The organism is Sphingomonas sp. PP-F2F-G114-C0414, assembly GCF_003688595.1.
Classification (GTDB): Bacteria; Pseudomonadota; Alphaproteobacteria; order Sphingomonadales; family Sphingomonadaceae; genus Sphingomonas.
The window spans coordinates 388,716-401,832 of the sequence record NZ_RCWT01000011.1 but is presented as its reverse complement, the minus strand read 5'-3'; the positions used below and the strand labels follow the sequence as shown (position 1 = coordinate 401,832).

Here is a 13,117-nt window from a genome sequence, read left to right as displayed (position 1 = left end):
GCCGTCTCCAACCGCTGTCATTCGAGTTCCGTCATCCTGACGAAAGTCAGGATCCAGAGCCACGAGAGCTAGCCTGTTTTACCCTGGATCCTGACTTGCGTCAGGATGACGAAAGCGCGCCTTTCTGGAGAGGATCGCTTCGCAGATGGTGAGTTCAACTAGAACCCCCGTCCAGCCCCCGGCGCGACCGCACGGATCGCCGCCAGCACATGCCGCAGCAACCCATCCGCATCGTGATGGATATTATGCCCCCCCGGCATCCCGACTTTCCGCGCGTTCGTGGTCGTCAGCAGGGGACACAGGCTGTCCGTCTCCTCAAGCCCGTAGATGCACGTCACCGGCGCCCATGTCAGCCGATTGCCCGTCGTCGCCCCCATGCTGTCGGGCGTACCGTGATCATAGAGCAGGCTGGACGGATCGGCGCGATAGAACACCGTATCCCCTGGCAGGATCAAGACGATCGCGGCAACGCGCGCGCGCAGGTCGTTGGGCAGGTTCGCCAGCCCGGTCTGGACGATGTCCGCGCCGTACGACTGCCCCATCACCACGACCCGCTTCGCCCCGGTCCGCGCCAGTGCCGTCCGCACACCGTCCGCGATGAGCGCATCGAGCTCCTGCCGCGTCCGATGATGCGCAAACAAGGCCGGCGTCGTGATCCCGACCACCGGGATCCCGTGTTCGGTCAGCCCGCGCGAGGTCGACGCGCCGAGCAGGAACCGCAGCCCCATATCACCCGAGAAGTTCACCACCGCGATCGGCGGCGGTCCCGATGCGTGCACGCCGATAGCCGGATACACATGCACCGGATCGCGATCGAAATAGCCGGCGAGGTACACGAACAGCACGACGATCGCGGAGATGATCCCGAACACCCACGCGCCGCGACGGACCCGTCGTCTGGTCTTCATGCGCGTAACGTCCATGCGGATCTCCCAATTACTCATGGCGAGGCCAGACCGCGGCGATAGCGCCGAAATTCGATCCGGCAACCGCGTGATGCCGTTGCCGGATCAGCGGATCACGTGATCATCCGCTTGAGCGTCTCGATCCGGTCCGCCTCTGCCGCGGGCTTGTCGGTCCGGATCCGCGCGATCCGTGGAAAGCGCATCGCCACGCCCGATTTATGCCGCTTCGAATCATGCAGCGAATCGAACGCGATCTCCAGCACCAGCGTCTTCTCGACCTCGCGAACGGGGCCGAACCGGTTCTGCGTATGGTTGCGGACGAAGCTGTCGAGCATTTTCAACTCTTCGTCGGTAATCCCCGAATACGCCTTGCCGACGGGAAGCAGCTCGCCATCCTCGGTCCAGCAGCCGAAGGTATAGTCCGAATAATAGGATGACCGCCGCCCCGAGCCGCGCTGCGCGTACATCATCACGCAGTCGGCGGTCAGCGGATCGCGCTTCCATTTGTACCAAAGCCCCGCACGCCGTCCGCCGACATAGGGCGAATCCCGGCGCTTGAGCATCACCCCTTCGATCGCGGCATCGCGCGAGGTCGCGCGGATCGCCTCCAGCGCCGTGAAGTCGTCCGCCTCGATCACCGCGCTCAAGTCGAACCGCTCCGGATCGAGCTGCGGCACGAACGCCTCCAGCCGCGCGCGTCGCGCGGTCCACGGCAGCGTCCGCAAATCCTCCTCGCCGTCGATCAACAGGTCGTAGAGCCGAACGAACGCCGGATAGTCCGCCAGCATCTTCGCCGACACGGTTTTCCGCCCGAGCCGTTGCTGCAACGCATTGAAGCTCGCGGCGCCGCCGCCATCCTCGAGCGTGCCGCCCTGATGCTCGCCCTTCACCAGCAGTTCGCCGTCGACCGTCCCCGACGTCCGGAACGCCGCGGCGATCTCGGGGAAGCTGGCCGTCACGTCGTCGCCGGTGCGGCTGTAGAGTCGCGTCTCACCCGCGACATGGACGATCTGCACGCGGATGCCATCCCACTTCCACTCGGCGGCATAATCGGCGAGATCGACGCGCAGGTCTTCGAGTCCGTGCGCGAGCATGAACGGCCGAAATACGGGGACGTCCGCGGGCGTCGGCTGCTCTCCGGTGCCCTCCGCCCAGGCGAACAGGCTCGGATACGGCGCGTCGAGCCCGTGCCACACCTCCTCGACCGCATCGACATCGAGCCCGAACGCATCCGCCAGCGCGGTCTTCGCCAACCGCGCCGACACGCCGATCCGCAACGCACCCGTCGCCATCTTGAGCAACGCGAACCGTTCCTCGGCGTCCGACCGGTCGAGCATGTCCGCCAGCGCACCCGGCGCATCGGCACGCGACAACGCCGCCAGCCGCTCGACGACATCGGTGATCGACAACGGCGTCGGATCGACCGGCACCGTCGGCTCGGGCCACAGCAGCGCGACGGTTTCCGCAGTATCGCCGACGTAATCGCGGCTCATCCGGAACAGCACCGGGTCGACTCGCTCCTCAATCAACCCGCGGATCACCGCCGACTTCACACCCTTCAGGTCAAGATCGCCGGTCAATGCCGCCATCGCCCAGCCGCGGTCCGGGTCGGGCGTCGCGCGCAAATAGTCCGCGATCAGCTTCAGCTTGGCGTTACGCGACCGGGTATAGGTGAGCGAATCGAGCAGGGCGGCGAAAGCGTGCATCCCCGTTCAACGCGCCTGCTGGCCGAAGGGATGCAGATACGAAACGACCGCCGCCGGATGTGCCCGACGACGGTCGTTTCGCGTTGACGGCCTTCGCGTCAGTCGATCGCGTTCTTGATCCCCTTGCCCGCGAGCAGCCCGAGCACGAGGAAGATCACGAACAACGCGATGGCGATGAAGAACAGGATCTTGGCGATACCGATAAACGCGCCGCCAACGCCGCCGAAGCCGAGCAACGCCAGCACGAGGCCGATGACGAGAAAAGTAACCGCGAGTTTCAGCATGTCGGCCTCCGCAAAGTGAGTTGGACTCGGTCAACCGGCCGAGCGGTGGTTGGTTCCAGTATCGTAACGAACCCTGCCGAGGCGCCGGTCTAGATCAGACGCAGAGCGCCGAGCGCGAGGACGATGCCGGTAACCAGGAACAGCACGCCGACCGCGATGCGCGGCGTCTTCAGCGGCAATTTGCGCCATGCCGTCTCCCCCATCATCGCAGCGGGAACGATCACCACGAGCGAGCCGAGAGTCACGCCGATCGCCGCAAACGCCGGAACCGGAGAGCGTGCCGCGAGCGCAAGCGCGATGAACTGGATGCCGTCCCCGAACGCGAGGATGAACAGCCCCAGGAACGCGGTCGCGACCGCGCCGATCTTCCACCGGTCGAGCCGTTCGGGAACCTTGGCCGGGAAAAACGCGCCGCCGCCCTGCAACAGCAAGGCGAGCGCGAGCGTAAGTTGCCGAGCGTTAGGCGCGAGCTTTGGGCCGATCACCGTGCCCAGCGCCGCCGCCAAACTGCTTGCGGTGAAGATCGCCAGCGCGGCCATGGCGATGACGAGCCCCGGCCGACGCAGACGGTCCGCCAGGATCGCGGCAAGCCACGCGGTCCGATCACCGATCTGCGCCAGGGCGGCGGCGACCAATGCCGCCATCAATGCATCCATGCGCTATCCGGCCAATCGGACCGAGCACGCCGCGGCAAAGGCGTGACAGGCCTGAACGTCCTGCCGTTCGCAGCCGACCGCATCGCGCAGGATGCCGAGCCAGCCGTGCACCAGCGCGCCATGCTCGCCGCGGGACAATGCCGAATCGACGAAATGCGCGACCGTGACTGCGGGGTTGAGACCGTTGCTATGCGCGATCACGCGAATCGCATCGACTTCGGCGGCGATGTCGCAGGGCCGGGCATAGGGCGCGCGGACGTCGATCGCCGCGATCCGCGCGGCGAGATCGGCCTTTACGGCGATCATGTCATCGATTCGCGCTGCCACGTGTCCCGTTGCGTTTCGTACTGCCTGCCCCATGATCCCGCTCCTTTTCCCTGCATGGACGTTGCGCCCAGGCGGGTAAAGGCGCAGTTAAGTGCGTCGTCGGGCGTCGTTCTGTGCGGCAAAGCTTGACTTCGCGTCGTGCGTCCGCCATGCGCCCAGCCTGATCGAGCGGCGGCATGAGTTCGCCGCTTTCGCATTTTCAAGCCATAGGAATTTGGGCTCATGGCCAAGCCGACCACCGTCAAGATCAAGCTTCTCAGCACCGCTGACACCGGCTTCTTCTACGTCACCAAGAAGAACCCCCGTACCAAGACGGAGAAGCTCTCCTTCTCGAAGTACGATCCCGTCGTGCGCAAGCATGTCGAGTTCAAGGAAGCCAAGATCAAGTAATCCGGTCGGCGGTGCAAGCCGCCGTCCGATTGCGACGATTCGAAAAGCCGCGGATAGCGATATCCGCGGCTTTTTGGTATTCCTCCCCGGAACGGGGAGGGGGACCGCGCGAAGCGGGGTGGAGGGGGATCTCCGCGGACGACCTGCTCCCCGCTATTCTACCTTACCGTATGGTTTGAACTACCCGACCCGTCGCGAAGGGTTCGTTCGTGGTGAGCCCCCTCCACCATGCGTGCATGGTCCCCCTCCCCGTACCGGGGAGGATTAGACCAGCGTCCTTACCGCATCCATGAACCGCGCCAGACTGATCGGCTTGGACACGTACGCATCCGCGCCCGCAGCCCGGATCCGCTCTTCGTCCTCGCGCCCCGCATAGGCCGTCACCGCCATCACCGGGATGGCCTTCAACGCCTCGTCCGCCTTCAGTTCGAGGATGATCTCGTAACCGGTGACGTGCGGCATCTGGATATCCATGATGATCAGGTCGGGCACGAATTCGCGCGCGCGTGCGACGGCGTCGCGGCCGTCGCGCACGGGTTCGACGGCGAACTGATGCGCGCGCAGCAGGTCGCAGAATAGTTTGAGGTTGAGTTCGTTGTCCTCGACAACGAGCACCTTCTTTGCCACCGATCCACCTTATCCGGAAAGAAGGCACGATAGGCAATGCGCGACCGCGATTCAAACGAAGACGCCGAAGCGCTCGCCCTGCGCGCGCTGGTATGGACGCTGGTCGAGCCCGACCGCGCGATGCGGCTGCTGTCGGTGACCGGTCTGGAGCCGCACGACCTCCGCGCAAGGGCAAGCGATCCGACGGTCTTGTCGGCTGCGCTCGGCTTCCTCGAGAACCACGAGCCTGACCTGATCGCCTGCGCGGAGTCGCTCGGCGTGAAGCCCGAGGTGCTGGTCCAAGCGCATGCCAGGCTGGACCGCGGGACGTTCGACGCATGAGGCCGCTGCTGATCAGCGATTGCGACGAAGTGCTGCTGCACATGGTCAAGCATTTCGGCGTCTGGCTCGACGAGCGTCACGACATCGACTTCGCTATCCAGCACGGCGATTTCTCGACCGCGATGACCCGCCGCGATGGTGGTCCGCCGCCGTCCGTCGCAGACATGTGGGCGATGCTCGGCGAGTTCTTCCCCGCCGAGATGCACCGCCAGACGCTGGTGCCGCACGCGGTCGAGGCGCTCGAGCGGTTGGCGCAGGTGGCGGACATCGTCATCCTCACCAACCTCCAGGACGAATGCCGCCAGCCGCGGATCGAGCAGCTCGCCAAGTTCGGCATCGCGCACCGGGTCGAGTGCAACCAGGGCGGCAAGGGCACGCCAGTGTCGCGGCTGGTCGAGGAATATGGGTCGCCGGTCACGGTGTTCGTGGATGACCTCGCCGTGCATCACGAGTCGGTCGCTAGGCACGCGCCGGGGGTGCACCGGTTGCACATGGTTTCCGAGCCGACGCTGGCGGTAAGCGTGCCGAAGGCGCCCGAGGCTCACGCCCGGATCGACGACTGGCGCGAGGCCGCGGACTGGATCGCCGCGCGGTTCGAGTCGGGTTTGCCGGCGGCCGCCTGATCTCTCGATCCTCCCCCGCCAGGGGGAGGTGGCGCCGCAGGCGACGGAGGGGGAGGCACACGCAACACGGGTTTCCCTTACCTCCCCCTCCGTCTGGCAAGGGCCAGCCACCTCCCCCTGGCGGGGGAGGATTGCCCGAACGGCGGTTCGTACCAGGGCCCACTTGACCCATCCCCCGCCGCTGTGGTGATACCTCACCCATGACCGATCGTATCGACCGCAAGCTCGAAGAGCTGGGCCTCACCCTCCCGCAGGCTGCCGCACCCGTGGCGTCCTACGTCCCGACCGTGCTGGCTAACGGCATGCTCCACATCTCGGGCCAGTTGCCGTTCAAGGACGGCGCGCTGGTCACCGGTCGCGTCGGAGACGGCGTCTCGCTCGAAGACGCGCAGGAGGCCGCCAAGCTCTGCGCGCTCATGCTCGTCGCACAGATGAAGGCCGCTCTAGGCACGCTCGGTCGCGTCGAGCGGATCGTGAAGCTCGGCGTGTTCGTCAACTCGACCGGCGATTTCACCGACCAGGCGAAAGTCGCCAATGGCGCCTCGGACCTGATGGTTGCGCTGTTCGGTGATGCCGGCAAGCATGCGCGCGCGGCAGTCGGCGTCGCCGTCCTCCCGCTCGGCGCCGCGGTCGAGATCGACGCGATCGTCCAGGTTTCCGCCTAAGCTCCTTGGAGGCGCGCCCTCGCGTCTCTACCTAACGCAGTGATGAATTCGGTCACAGCCCGCATCGCCCAAGGCGTCACCTCGATCGCGGCCGAGGATTGGGAGGCGTGCTCCGGCACCGCCAACCCGTTCGTCGGCCACGCCTTCCTCTCCGCGCTCGAAGCCTCGAAAAGCGTCGGCGGCCGCTCCGGCTGGCAGGCGCTGCCGGTGGTGGTCGACGGCCCCGACGGCAAGCCCGCCGCGATCGCACCCGCGTATGCCAAGAGCCACAGCCAGGGCGAATACGTCTTCGACCAGGGCTGGGCCGACGCGTGGGAGCGGGCAGGGGGGCAATATTACCCCAAGCTCCAGATCGCCGCGCCGTTCAGCCCGGTACCCGGCCCGCGCCTGCTTCTCCGCGACCGCGAGCAAGCCCCCGCGCTGATCGCCGCGCTGGAGGCGGTGACCGACCAGAGCGGGCTATCCTCCGCCCACGCCACCTTCATCGACCCCGACGAAGTCGCGCTCTTTGAAGCCGCCGGCTGGCTGATCCGCCAGGGCACGCAGTTCCACTGGAAGAACGAGGGATACGCCAGCTTCGACGACTTCCTCGCCGTCCTCGCCAGCCGCAAGCGCAAGGCGATCCGCAAGGAACGCGCCGCCGCTGTCGAAGGCCTGACGATCCGCCACCTCGTCGGCGCCGAAATCACGCGCGAGCACTGGGACGCGTTCTGGGTCTTCTACCAGGACACCGGCAGTCGGAAATGGGGCCAACCGTACCTTACGCGCAGCTTTTTCGACCAGATCGGCAAGACGATGGGCGACCGCGTCCTGCTCATCCTCGCCGAGCGTGACGGCGTACCGATCGCCGGTGCGCTCAACCTGATCGGCGATGACACGCTCTACGGCCGATACTGGGGCGCCACCGAGGAGGTGCCGTTCCTCCACTTCGAACTCTGCTATTACCAGGCGATCGACGCCGCCATCGCGCGCAACCTGAAGACCGTCGAGGCCGGCGCGCAGGGCGAACACAAGCTCGCGAGGGGCTATGCCCCGGTCGCGACCTATTCGGCGCACTACATCCCCGACCCGAGCTTCCGCCGTGCGATCGCCGACTATCTCGTCCGCGAGCGCGAAGCCGTCGCCGAGCAGCAGGAGTATCTCGGCGAGCTTACTCCGTTCCGGCGGGGCGAGCAGCAGCCCGGTTGACGCGGTACAACAGGCTGGTGCCGTCGCGCCGGATCAGCGTCAGGTCGCGGACCAGCGCCGGATCGAACTTCGGCGGGTGGATCAGCCACACGTAATCGAATGCATCCCGCGGAAACTTTTCCAATGCCATCGAGATCGGCCGCCAGAACTGCCCGCGGCACTTGATGTCGCTAACGATCTCCGACGGATCGTGCGCAAATCCCTTCGCCGCCGGATACTGCGTCGTCATCAACTGCGCGCCGGCCATCGACCACTGATCGTTAGTGAACGCCAGCCGCCGCTCCAGCAACAGCGCCGGCACATGCTCGAGCCGCGAATAGGCCCAGTCGTCGCGACAGCGCCGCCCGACGAACGACACGACGCGCGACCGCTCGGGCACCGTATCGATCGCCGCGATCGCCTGGTCGTAGCTGCGATCGTACATCAGGTAGCTGACCGTCGTTCCCGCCAGCCGCACGCCGAAGAACGCAAAGCCCAGCACCGCGAGCACGGCGGCACCGCGCAGCGAAAGGCCGTGCCGCGGACGCAGCGCGATCACCGCGATCCCGAGCATGAACGGCGCGAGCCGCATGTCGGCATAGGCCGACCCGAACACGATCCGCGGCAACAGGATATACACGATCGCGAGGAACAGAGCCGACAGGCTCAGGTTGCGCGAATACTCGATCGTCTGGTCGCGCACGCCGCGGAACAGGATCACGAACAGCACGGTGACCGACGCGACGTCGAACGTCATCCAGCGATCGCGCAGGACCATCGTGATCCAGTTCATCTTCCAGCGCCAGTTGAACCAGTCCTGCGTCTTGCCGCCGACATGATCGCCCGACCGCCAGACCACCATCATCACCATCGGCAGCGCGAGCGGCAGGCAGTTCAGCCCCGCCTGGATGCACGCCTTGAACCAGCCATGCGCCCAGCTCTTGGGATCGCTGTCACGGCGGATATCGTGCTGGCGGATCAGCTCGGCCGAGAAGGCGAGCACGCCCAGCACGCCCCAGCCGAACGTATGGCACAGCCACAACAGGCACGAGATCGGGATGAATATGGCGGTGCGCAGCCGCGTGCGCTTGAGCCGCCCCATCCGCAGCCACAGCGCGAACAGGTTCAGCGCCAGCGCCATCGCCAGCGCGAAATTCACGAATCCGAACTGGAAGGGGTAGCTGTAGGCGAGCGGGAGAGCGAACAACGCGGTCGCGGGGATTCGGCCATGCACCTCGCGCGCGATCCACAGCAGGCCCGTCACGGTCAGCGCGGGGATCGCCATGACGATCAGCTTCACCGCCAGCTGTAACCCGAAGATCGGCGCGAGCGGCTCGATCAGCAGGTCGATACCGAGGTTGCCGATCATCTGCCAGCGGAAGTTATACCATTGCGAAAGCCAGGGATTATCGCCGATCGCCAGCTGGACGCGGTAGCGCCCCATATGGCCGGGCAGGTCGACCAGCGGCGGAATCTCCGGCCACAGCAACGGTATGATCGACGCCAGCGCCACCGCCACGACGAACCCGCGCGTCTGCCACCACTTCAGCCGCCCCGTCATGCCGTCGTCCACTCGTTCCCCGCTACCGCAACGTCGTTACCGAATGCGATAGAGGCGGAGCCTCGCCCCGCGCAAGGGAAGACGTTCGAAGCCCGCCGGGGCATGGCCGGATTGCAACATCGTTGCGAGGCTGTTCGGATAGCTGTGGGTCACGTCGATCTCGGAGAAATCGCCGGGGCAAAAGGCGACATAGGTAACGTTCCACTCACGGGCGATTGCCGCGCTACGGTCGGGACGGCTGAGGAAATAGCGATACATCGCCATGTTGCCGCGGTTGTTGCGGTGATAGCCGGCGCCGACGGTCGACAGATGCGTCGCGCCGATCAGATAGGACGCCATGTTCGTCGGCGCCATCACGATACCCGGCGGATAGCGATCGACTTGCGCCCAGGCATCGCCGGTATTGCAGAGGATCTGCGGCGTCATCGGCGGCGGGATCCGTACGCCGGGAGCAAGGATACGGAGCGTCAGATTGGGGGCTTCGGAATAGGCGATGCCCGACGATACCAGCCAGGCGCTGATCAGCGCGGGCGCAGCCCACGTCGTTCGCCGCCGCGCCGCCAGGATCAGGCCGGCCAGTACCGGGACGACCGTCGGCGCGCCGATATAGGTTCCCCGCGCCTGCGACAGCGAGACGAGCGCCGAGATGCCGATCACGCCGACTAGCGGCATCGTCACGGCCCAGCGCTTCGGTGCACGCGCGACCATCCAGACCGACGCGATGCATCCGGCGAGCAGCAGTCCACCGATCGAGAGCGTGCGCGCAAACGGTTGCGCAAAGATGCTGTTCGCTTCGTCGATGTGCGGCAGGAAGGCCGCGCGCAGGAAGGGATCGACCATCCCATACGGTCCGGTCAGGCATCCCGGATAGGCGGCCAGCGTGCCACCCAGCGCAAGCGCACCGAGCACGCCGCCCGCGATGATGCGCGATCGCCATGTGCGCAGCCACGGTGTCGCCACGGCCAAGGCTCCCAGCGCCGCGGCGACAGCGAGCGTGCCGGTGGCGGACGCGGGGGTGAAGGCATCGCACAGCGCGGCTGACCAATAACTGGGCCGCATCGCCACCAGGAAGACGCCGGTCGTCGCGGCCAGGGCCGCCGCGAACGCGGCTAACCGCAACCGTTCGCGGTCACCGGATACGACCCAGAACATCGCCAGCGTAGCGACGAGGGCGGCGACTTGCGGCGCAGTTTCCAGCCCGATGACCAGGCTGGCCGCAACGGCGATCCCAGTGATGACACCGCTGGCGATCGTCGGTCGGCGCATCATCATGAGGATGGCAATTTCGATGATGACGATCTGCAGCGCGTGGTGATCGATCCGCCCCGGGAGGAACAGGGTGATCCCGGGATAGGCGATGCCCGCCAGAATGGCCGCGACGATGGCCGCCTCGTCTCCCCATAACCGGCGGGCGATCCGCACCGACAGGACGATGTTGCAGGCGAACAGCAGCGCCGGGTACAGCAGCACCGCGGTCAGCTCTGCGCCGTGACGGCCGATCAGCGGCGTCGCCGCGAGGATGATCCCCGCGATCCCGAAATCGTTCAGCCGCGACCAGTGCATCGGTGCGCCGAGCGGGGGCGCCATGCGATATTGCGTCCAGTCGTCGAAGGCCTGGCCGTTGAGCCAGTCGCGGACCTGCGCCAGCCGCATCATGTCGTCGGCATCGGGCAGGATCAATTGCCCGACGCGGTGCCAGTCGGTGATCGCCCAGCAGGTCGACAGCAATGTCGCCAGAGCCACCGCGACGATAATGTCGAAGCGAATCGTGTGTCCGCGGCGGGCATCGGCAGCGGGCGCGTCTTCGAATGGCGGCGGGTTTGGCATGCGGTCATCCTAAGGCGAACCTCGTCGGCTTAGCGGCGAATAGTTAACCCTCTTTTTAGCGTTCGCTCGGTATGCCTTCGGGCAAGGGAGGATCATCCATGCCGACAGTGCTGGCCTATCAATCGCCGATCGTCGAACGCGATACGTCGGGCACCGAAGCGGAGGATGCGCTCGAACTGTCGATCGTCATGCCCTGCCTCAACGAAGCGGAGACGCTGGCGCTGTGCATCCGCAAGGCGCAGGAATTCCTGCGGACCAGCGGGATCGCCGGCGAGGTGGTGATCGCCGACAACGGATCGACCGACGGCTCGCGCCAGATCGCCAATGCGATGGGCGCACGCCTCGTCGGTGTCGACGCGAAGGGCTATGGCGCTGCGCTGCTGGGCGGGATCGCCGCCGCTCGCGGCCGATACGTGATCATGGGCGATGCCGACGACAGCTACGATTTTCTCGCGCTGATGCCGTTCGTCACCGCGCTGCGCAACGGCGGCGAACTGGTGATGGGCAACCGGTTCCAGGGCGGCATCGCACCCGGTGCGATGCCGCCGCTGCATCGGTATCTGGGCAATCCGGTCCTCAGCTTTCTCGGGCGACGCCTGTTCAACGCGCGCATCGGCGACTTCCATTGCGGCCTGCGTGGTTTTCGCCGCGATTCGGTCCTGGGTCTCGGACTGCGATCGTCGGGAATGGAGTTCGCCAGCGAGATGGTGGTCAAGGCGGTCATGCACCGGCTCGACGTCCGTCAGGTGTCGACGACGCTGTCGCAGGACGGACGTAGCCGCCCGCCGCATTTGCGGACGTGGCGCGATGGCTGGCGGCATCTGCGCTTCCTGTTGACCTACGCTCCCCGGTTTCTGTTCGTTTATCCCGGCTTGCTCGCGGCGGCTGGCGGCACGGCGGGAGTCGCGGTGCTCGCGACCGGCGGTGTCGAACTCGGCGGTATCGAACTCAGCGCGACGACGATGCTGTTCGCGGCGATGGCGATGCTGCTGGGCAGTCAGCTGATCGGCTTCGGCATCCTCGCTCGACTGTACGGCGTCGCGAGCGCCTTGTGGCCGACCAGCATGCGGGTCGAGCAATTCCGCCGCCACTTCAGCGTCGAGCGCGGCTGCATCGTCGGCGGACTGCTCCTGCTGCTCGGCATGGCCGGGAGTGCAGGTCTGCTCGCACAATGGGGGCGGGCGGGATTCGGGCCGATGGAGCCGGTCCATCTCATGCGTCTGGCGATCCCGACGATGGTGGCGAGCGTCATCGGGTTGCAGACGATGTTCACCAGCTTCCTGATCGGATTGATCGATACCCGATCCGATCGCTGATGGCGCGACAGGCATGGAAAAGGGGAGGATACGATCACCGTATCCTCCCCTTTTTCATGTCCGATGGTTTTGATGCCAGGCGGTGCGCTTCGGTTCAGCGCGAGAGCACCGTGACGAAATGCAGCCCGCGATCGAACAGCCACGAGAACGGACGGGGATAGAGCGACAAGCGCGTGGCGAACCGGCTGCTGCCGAGGTCCAGCGTGCGCCAGATATTGGTCCATTCTTTGCGCGACAGATAATTATACGGCAATCGGACGCCGTGGGCTGCGTTGCCAACCCAATCCATGAATCGCAACGTGGTGTTTGCCGCGATTCCGTCGCGCAAGTGGTCCTTGATGATGACCATCGGCGCGATACGCGCGATCTCGGCGAGCACGGCTTCGGGATCGTCGGTATGATGCAGCACGTCGACCACGATCGCCGCGTCGAACGCGTTGTCGTCGAACGGGATATGCGCGCCGTCAAAGGCGTGAACCGGGATCGCAGTATCGGGGCGGACCAGCACGTCGATGCCCTCGATCACGACATCGGGGCGCTTTTGCATGATCAGCACGGCCAGATCGCCGCTCCCGCATCCGACGTCGAGCACCCGTGCGCCGTCCGGCAGCCGTTCCGCGATCACGGCCGCCAGGCGCCGCACCCGGCGCCCGAACACTAGTTTATCATGAACTGCAGCCAGCACGTCGCATCTCCCCAATCAGAAATGCGAGCCTGCCCTCAAGTCGATGACATTTGGTTA

At 65.9% G+C, this 13,117-nt stretch carries 15 protein-coding genes; 6 read left to right on the top strand and 9 right to left on the bottom strand.

What is annotated here, in order from left to right; translation table 11 throughout:
* Positions 1-158 precede the first annotated feature (158 nt).
* The 5 genes from C8J47_RS10955 to C8J47_RS10935 form a co-directional block, all read right to left on the bottom strand.
* Positions 159-908, bottom strand: coding sequence for an AcvB/VirJ family lysyl-phosphatidylglycerol hydrolase (locus C8J47_RS10955; protein ID WP_121885867.1), 750 nt, complete (start codon positions 906-908; stop codon positions 159-161).
* Between the two features lie 110 nt (positions 909-1,018).
* On the bottom strand, positions 1,019-2,611 hold the full coding sequence (locus tag C8J47_RS10950; RefSeq protein ID WP_121885677.1) for a cisplatin damage response ATP-dependent DNA ligase: 1,593 nt from the start codon (positions 2,609-2,611) through the stop codon (positions 1,019-1,021).
* A 98-nt stretch (positions 2,612-2,709) separates the two neighbouring features.
* Positions 2,710-2,895, bottom strand: a complete 186-nt coding sequence (locus C8J47_RS10945) for a DUF1328 domain-containing protein (protein WP_056054463.1) — start codon at positions 2,893-2,895, stop codon at positions 2,710-2,712.
* Positions 2,896-2,984: 89 nt separating this feature from the next.
* A complete protein-coding gene (locus C8J47_RS10940; RefSeq protein WP_121885676.1) occupies positions 2,985-3,551 on the bottom strand; it encodes a TMEM165/GDT1 family protein in 567 nt (188 codons plus the stop codon).
* 3 nt (positions 3,552-3,554) lie between these two features.
* The gene (locus tag C8J47_RS10935) at positions 3,555-3,857 is read right to left on the bottom strand and encodes a hypothetical protein (protein WP_231420561.1); all 303 of its coding nucleotides are present in this window, start codon (positions 3,855-3,857) and stop codon (positions 3,555-3,557) included.
* Positions 3,858-4,100: 243 nt separating this feature from the next.
* Here C8J47_RS10935 and rpmG point away from each other — a divergent pair, with 243 nt between their 5' ends.
* Entirely contained in the window at positions 4,101-4,268 is a 168-nt protein-coding gene (rpmG, locus tag C8J47_RS10930; RefSeq protein ID WP_055881863.1) for a 50S ribosomal protein L33, read from the top strand.
* Positions 4,269-4,532: 264 nt separating this feature from the next.
* Here rpmG and C8J47_RS10925 read toward each other — a convergent pair whose 3' ends face one another.
* Positions 4,533-4,895, bottom strand: coding sequence for a response regulator (locus C8J47_RS10925; protein ID WP_121885675.1), 363 nt, complete (start codon positions 4,893-4,895; stop codon positions 4,533-4,535).
* A 36-nt stretch (positions 4,896-4,931) separates the two neighbouring features.
* Between C8J47_RS10925 and C8J47_RS10920 the strand changes: the two genes are divergently transcribed.
* From C8J47_RS10920 to C8J47_RS10905, 4 genes are all read left to right on the top strand, one after another.
* Positions 4,932-5,216 carry a DUF3572 domain-containing protein gene (locus tag C8J47_RS10920; protein ID WP_121885674.1) on the top strand — a complete coding sequence of 95 codons (285 nt, stop codon included), beginning with the start codon at positions 4,932-4,934 and terminating at the stop codon, positions 5,214-5,216.
* A complete protein-coding gene (locus C8J47_RS10915) occupies positions 5,213-5,839 on the top strand; it encodes an HAD family hydrolase (RefSeq protein WP_121885673.1) in 627 nt (208 codons plus the stop codon). The genes C8J47_RS10920 and C8J47_RS10915 overlap by 4 nt, the downstream gene beginning before the upstream one ends.
* Positions 5,840-6,039: 200 nt before the next feature.
* On the top strand, positions 6,040-6,504 hold the full coding sequence (locus C8J47_RS10910; RefSeq protein ID WP_121885672.1) for a RidA family protein: 465 nt from the start codon (positions 6,040-6,042) through the stop codon (positions 6,502-6,504).
* A gap of 42 nt (positions 6,505-6,546) precedes the next feature.
* Complete coding sequence (locus C8J47_RS10905) at positions 6,547-7,692, top strand: GNAT family N-acetyltransferase (RefSeq protein ID WP_121885671.1); 1,146 nt, start codon at positions 6,547-6,549, stop codon at positions 7,690-7,692.
* Here the strand turns inward: C8J47_RS10905 and C8J47_RS10900 are convergent.
* Positions 7,655-9,232 carry a hypothetical protein gene (locus C8J47_RS10900; RefSeq protein ID WP_183129074.1) on the bottom strand — a complete coding sequence of 526 codons (1,578 nt, stop codon included), beginning with the start codon at positions 9,230-9,232 and terminating at the stop codon, positions 7,655-7,657. The genes C8J47_RS10905 and C8J47_RS10900 overlap by 38 nt on opposite strands.
* 36 nt (positions 9,233-9,268) lie before the next feature.
* Positions 9,269-11,059: a hypothetical protein gene (locus C8J47_RS10895; protein WP_121885670.1), complete on the bottom strand. Its 1,791-nt coding sequence runs from the start codon at positions 11,057-11,059 to the stop codon at positions 9,269-9,271.
* Between the two features lie 98 nt (positions 11,060-11,157).
* On the opposite strand from C8J47_RS10895, the gene C8J47_RS10890 reads away from it, so the two are divergent.
* Positions 11,158-12,375, top strand: coding sequence for a glycosyltransferase family 2 protein (locus tag C8J47_RS10890; protein WP_082444476.1), 1,218 nt, complete (start codon positions 11,158-11,160; stop codon positions 12,373-12,375).
* Positions 12,376-12,469: 94 nt separating this feature from the next.
* On the opposite strand, the gene C8J47_RS10885 is transcribed toward C8J47_RS10890, so the two are convergent.
* On the bottom strand, positions 12,470-13,033 hold the full coding sequence (locus C8J47_RS10885) for a bifunctional 2-polyprenyl-6-hydroxyphenol methylase/3-demethylubiquinol 3-O-methyltransferase UbiG (RefSeq protein WP_259467490.1): 564 nt from the start codon (positions 13,031-13,033) through the stop codon (positions 12,470-12,472).
* Between the last annotated feature and the right edge of the window lie 84 nt (positions 13,034-13,117).

Coding starts and splice junctions, on each gene's coding strand:
- C8J47_RS10955 (WP_121885867.1), bottom strand. CDS start 908: ATGAAGACCAGACGACGGGTCCGTCGCGGCGCGTGGGTGTTCGGGATC.
- C8J47_RS10950 (WP_121885677.1), bottom strand. CDS start 2,611: ATGCACGCTTTCGCCGCCCTGCTCGATTCGCTCACCTATACCCGGTCG.
- C8J47_RS10945 (WP_056054463.1), bottom strand. CDS start 2,895: ATGCTGAAACTCGCGGTTACTTTTCTCGTCATCGGCCTCGTGCTGGCG.
- C8J47_RS10940 (WP_121885676.1), bottom strand. CDS start 3,551: ATGGATGCATTGATGGCGGCATTGGTCGCCGCCGCCCTGGCGCAGATC.
- C8J47_RS10935 (WP_231420561.1), bottom strand. CDS start 3,857: ATGATCGCCGTAAAGGCCGATCTCGCCGCGCGGATCGCGGCGATCGAC.
- rpmG (WP_055881863.1), top strand. CDS start 4,101: ATGGCCAAGCCGACCACCGTCAAGATCAAGCTTCTCAGCACCGCTGAC.
- C8J47_RS10920 (WP_121885674.1), top strand. CDS start 4,932: ATGCGCGACCGCGATTCAAACGAAGACGCCGAAGCGCTCGCCCTGCGC.
- C8J47_RS10915 (WP_121885673.1), top strand. CDS start 5,213: ATGAGGCCGCTGCTGATCAGCGATTGCGACGAAGTGCTGCTGCACATG.
- C8J47_RS10910 (WP_121885672.1), top strand. CDS start 6,040: ATGACCGATCGTATCGACCGCAAGCTCGAAGAGCTGGGCCTCACCCTC.
- C8J47_RS10905 (WP_121885671.1), top strand. CDS start 6,547: ATGAATTCGGTCACAGCCCGCATCGCCCAAGGCGTCACCTCGATCGCG.
- C8J47_RS10900 (WP_183129074.1), bottom strand. CDS start 9,232: ATGACGGGGCGGCTGAAGTGGTGGCAGACGCGCGGGTTCGTCGTGGCG.
- C8J47_RS10895 (WP_121885670.1), bottom strand. CDS start 11,059: ATGCCAAACCCGCCGCCATTCGAAGACGCGCCCGCTGCCGATGCCCGC.
- C8J47_RS10890 (WP_082444476.1), top strand. CDS start 11,158: ATGCCGACAGTGCTGGCCTATCAATCGCCGATCGTCGAACGCGATACG.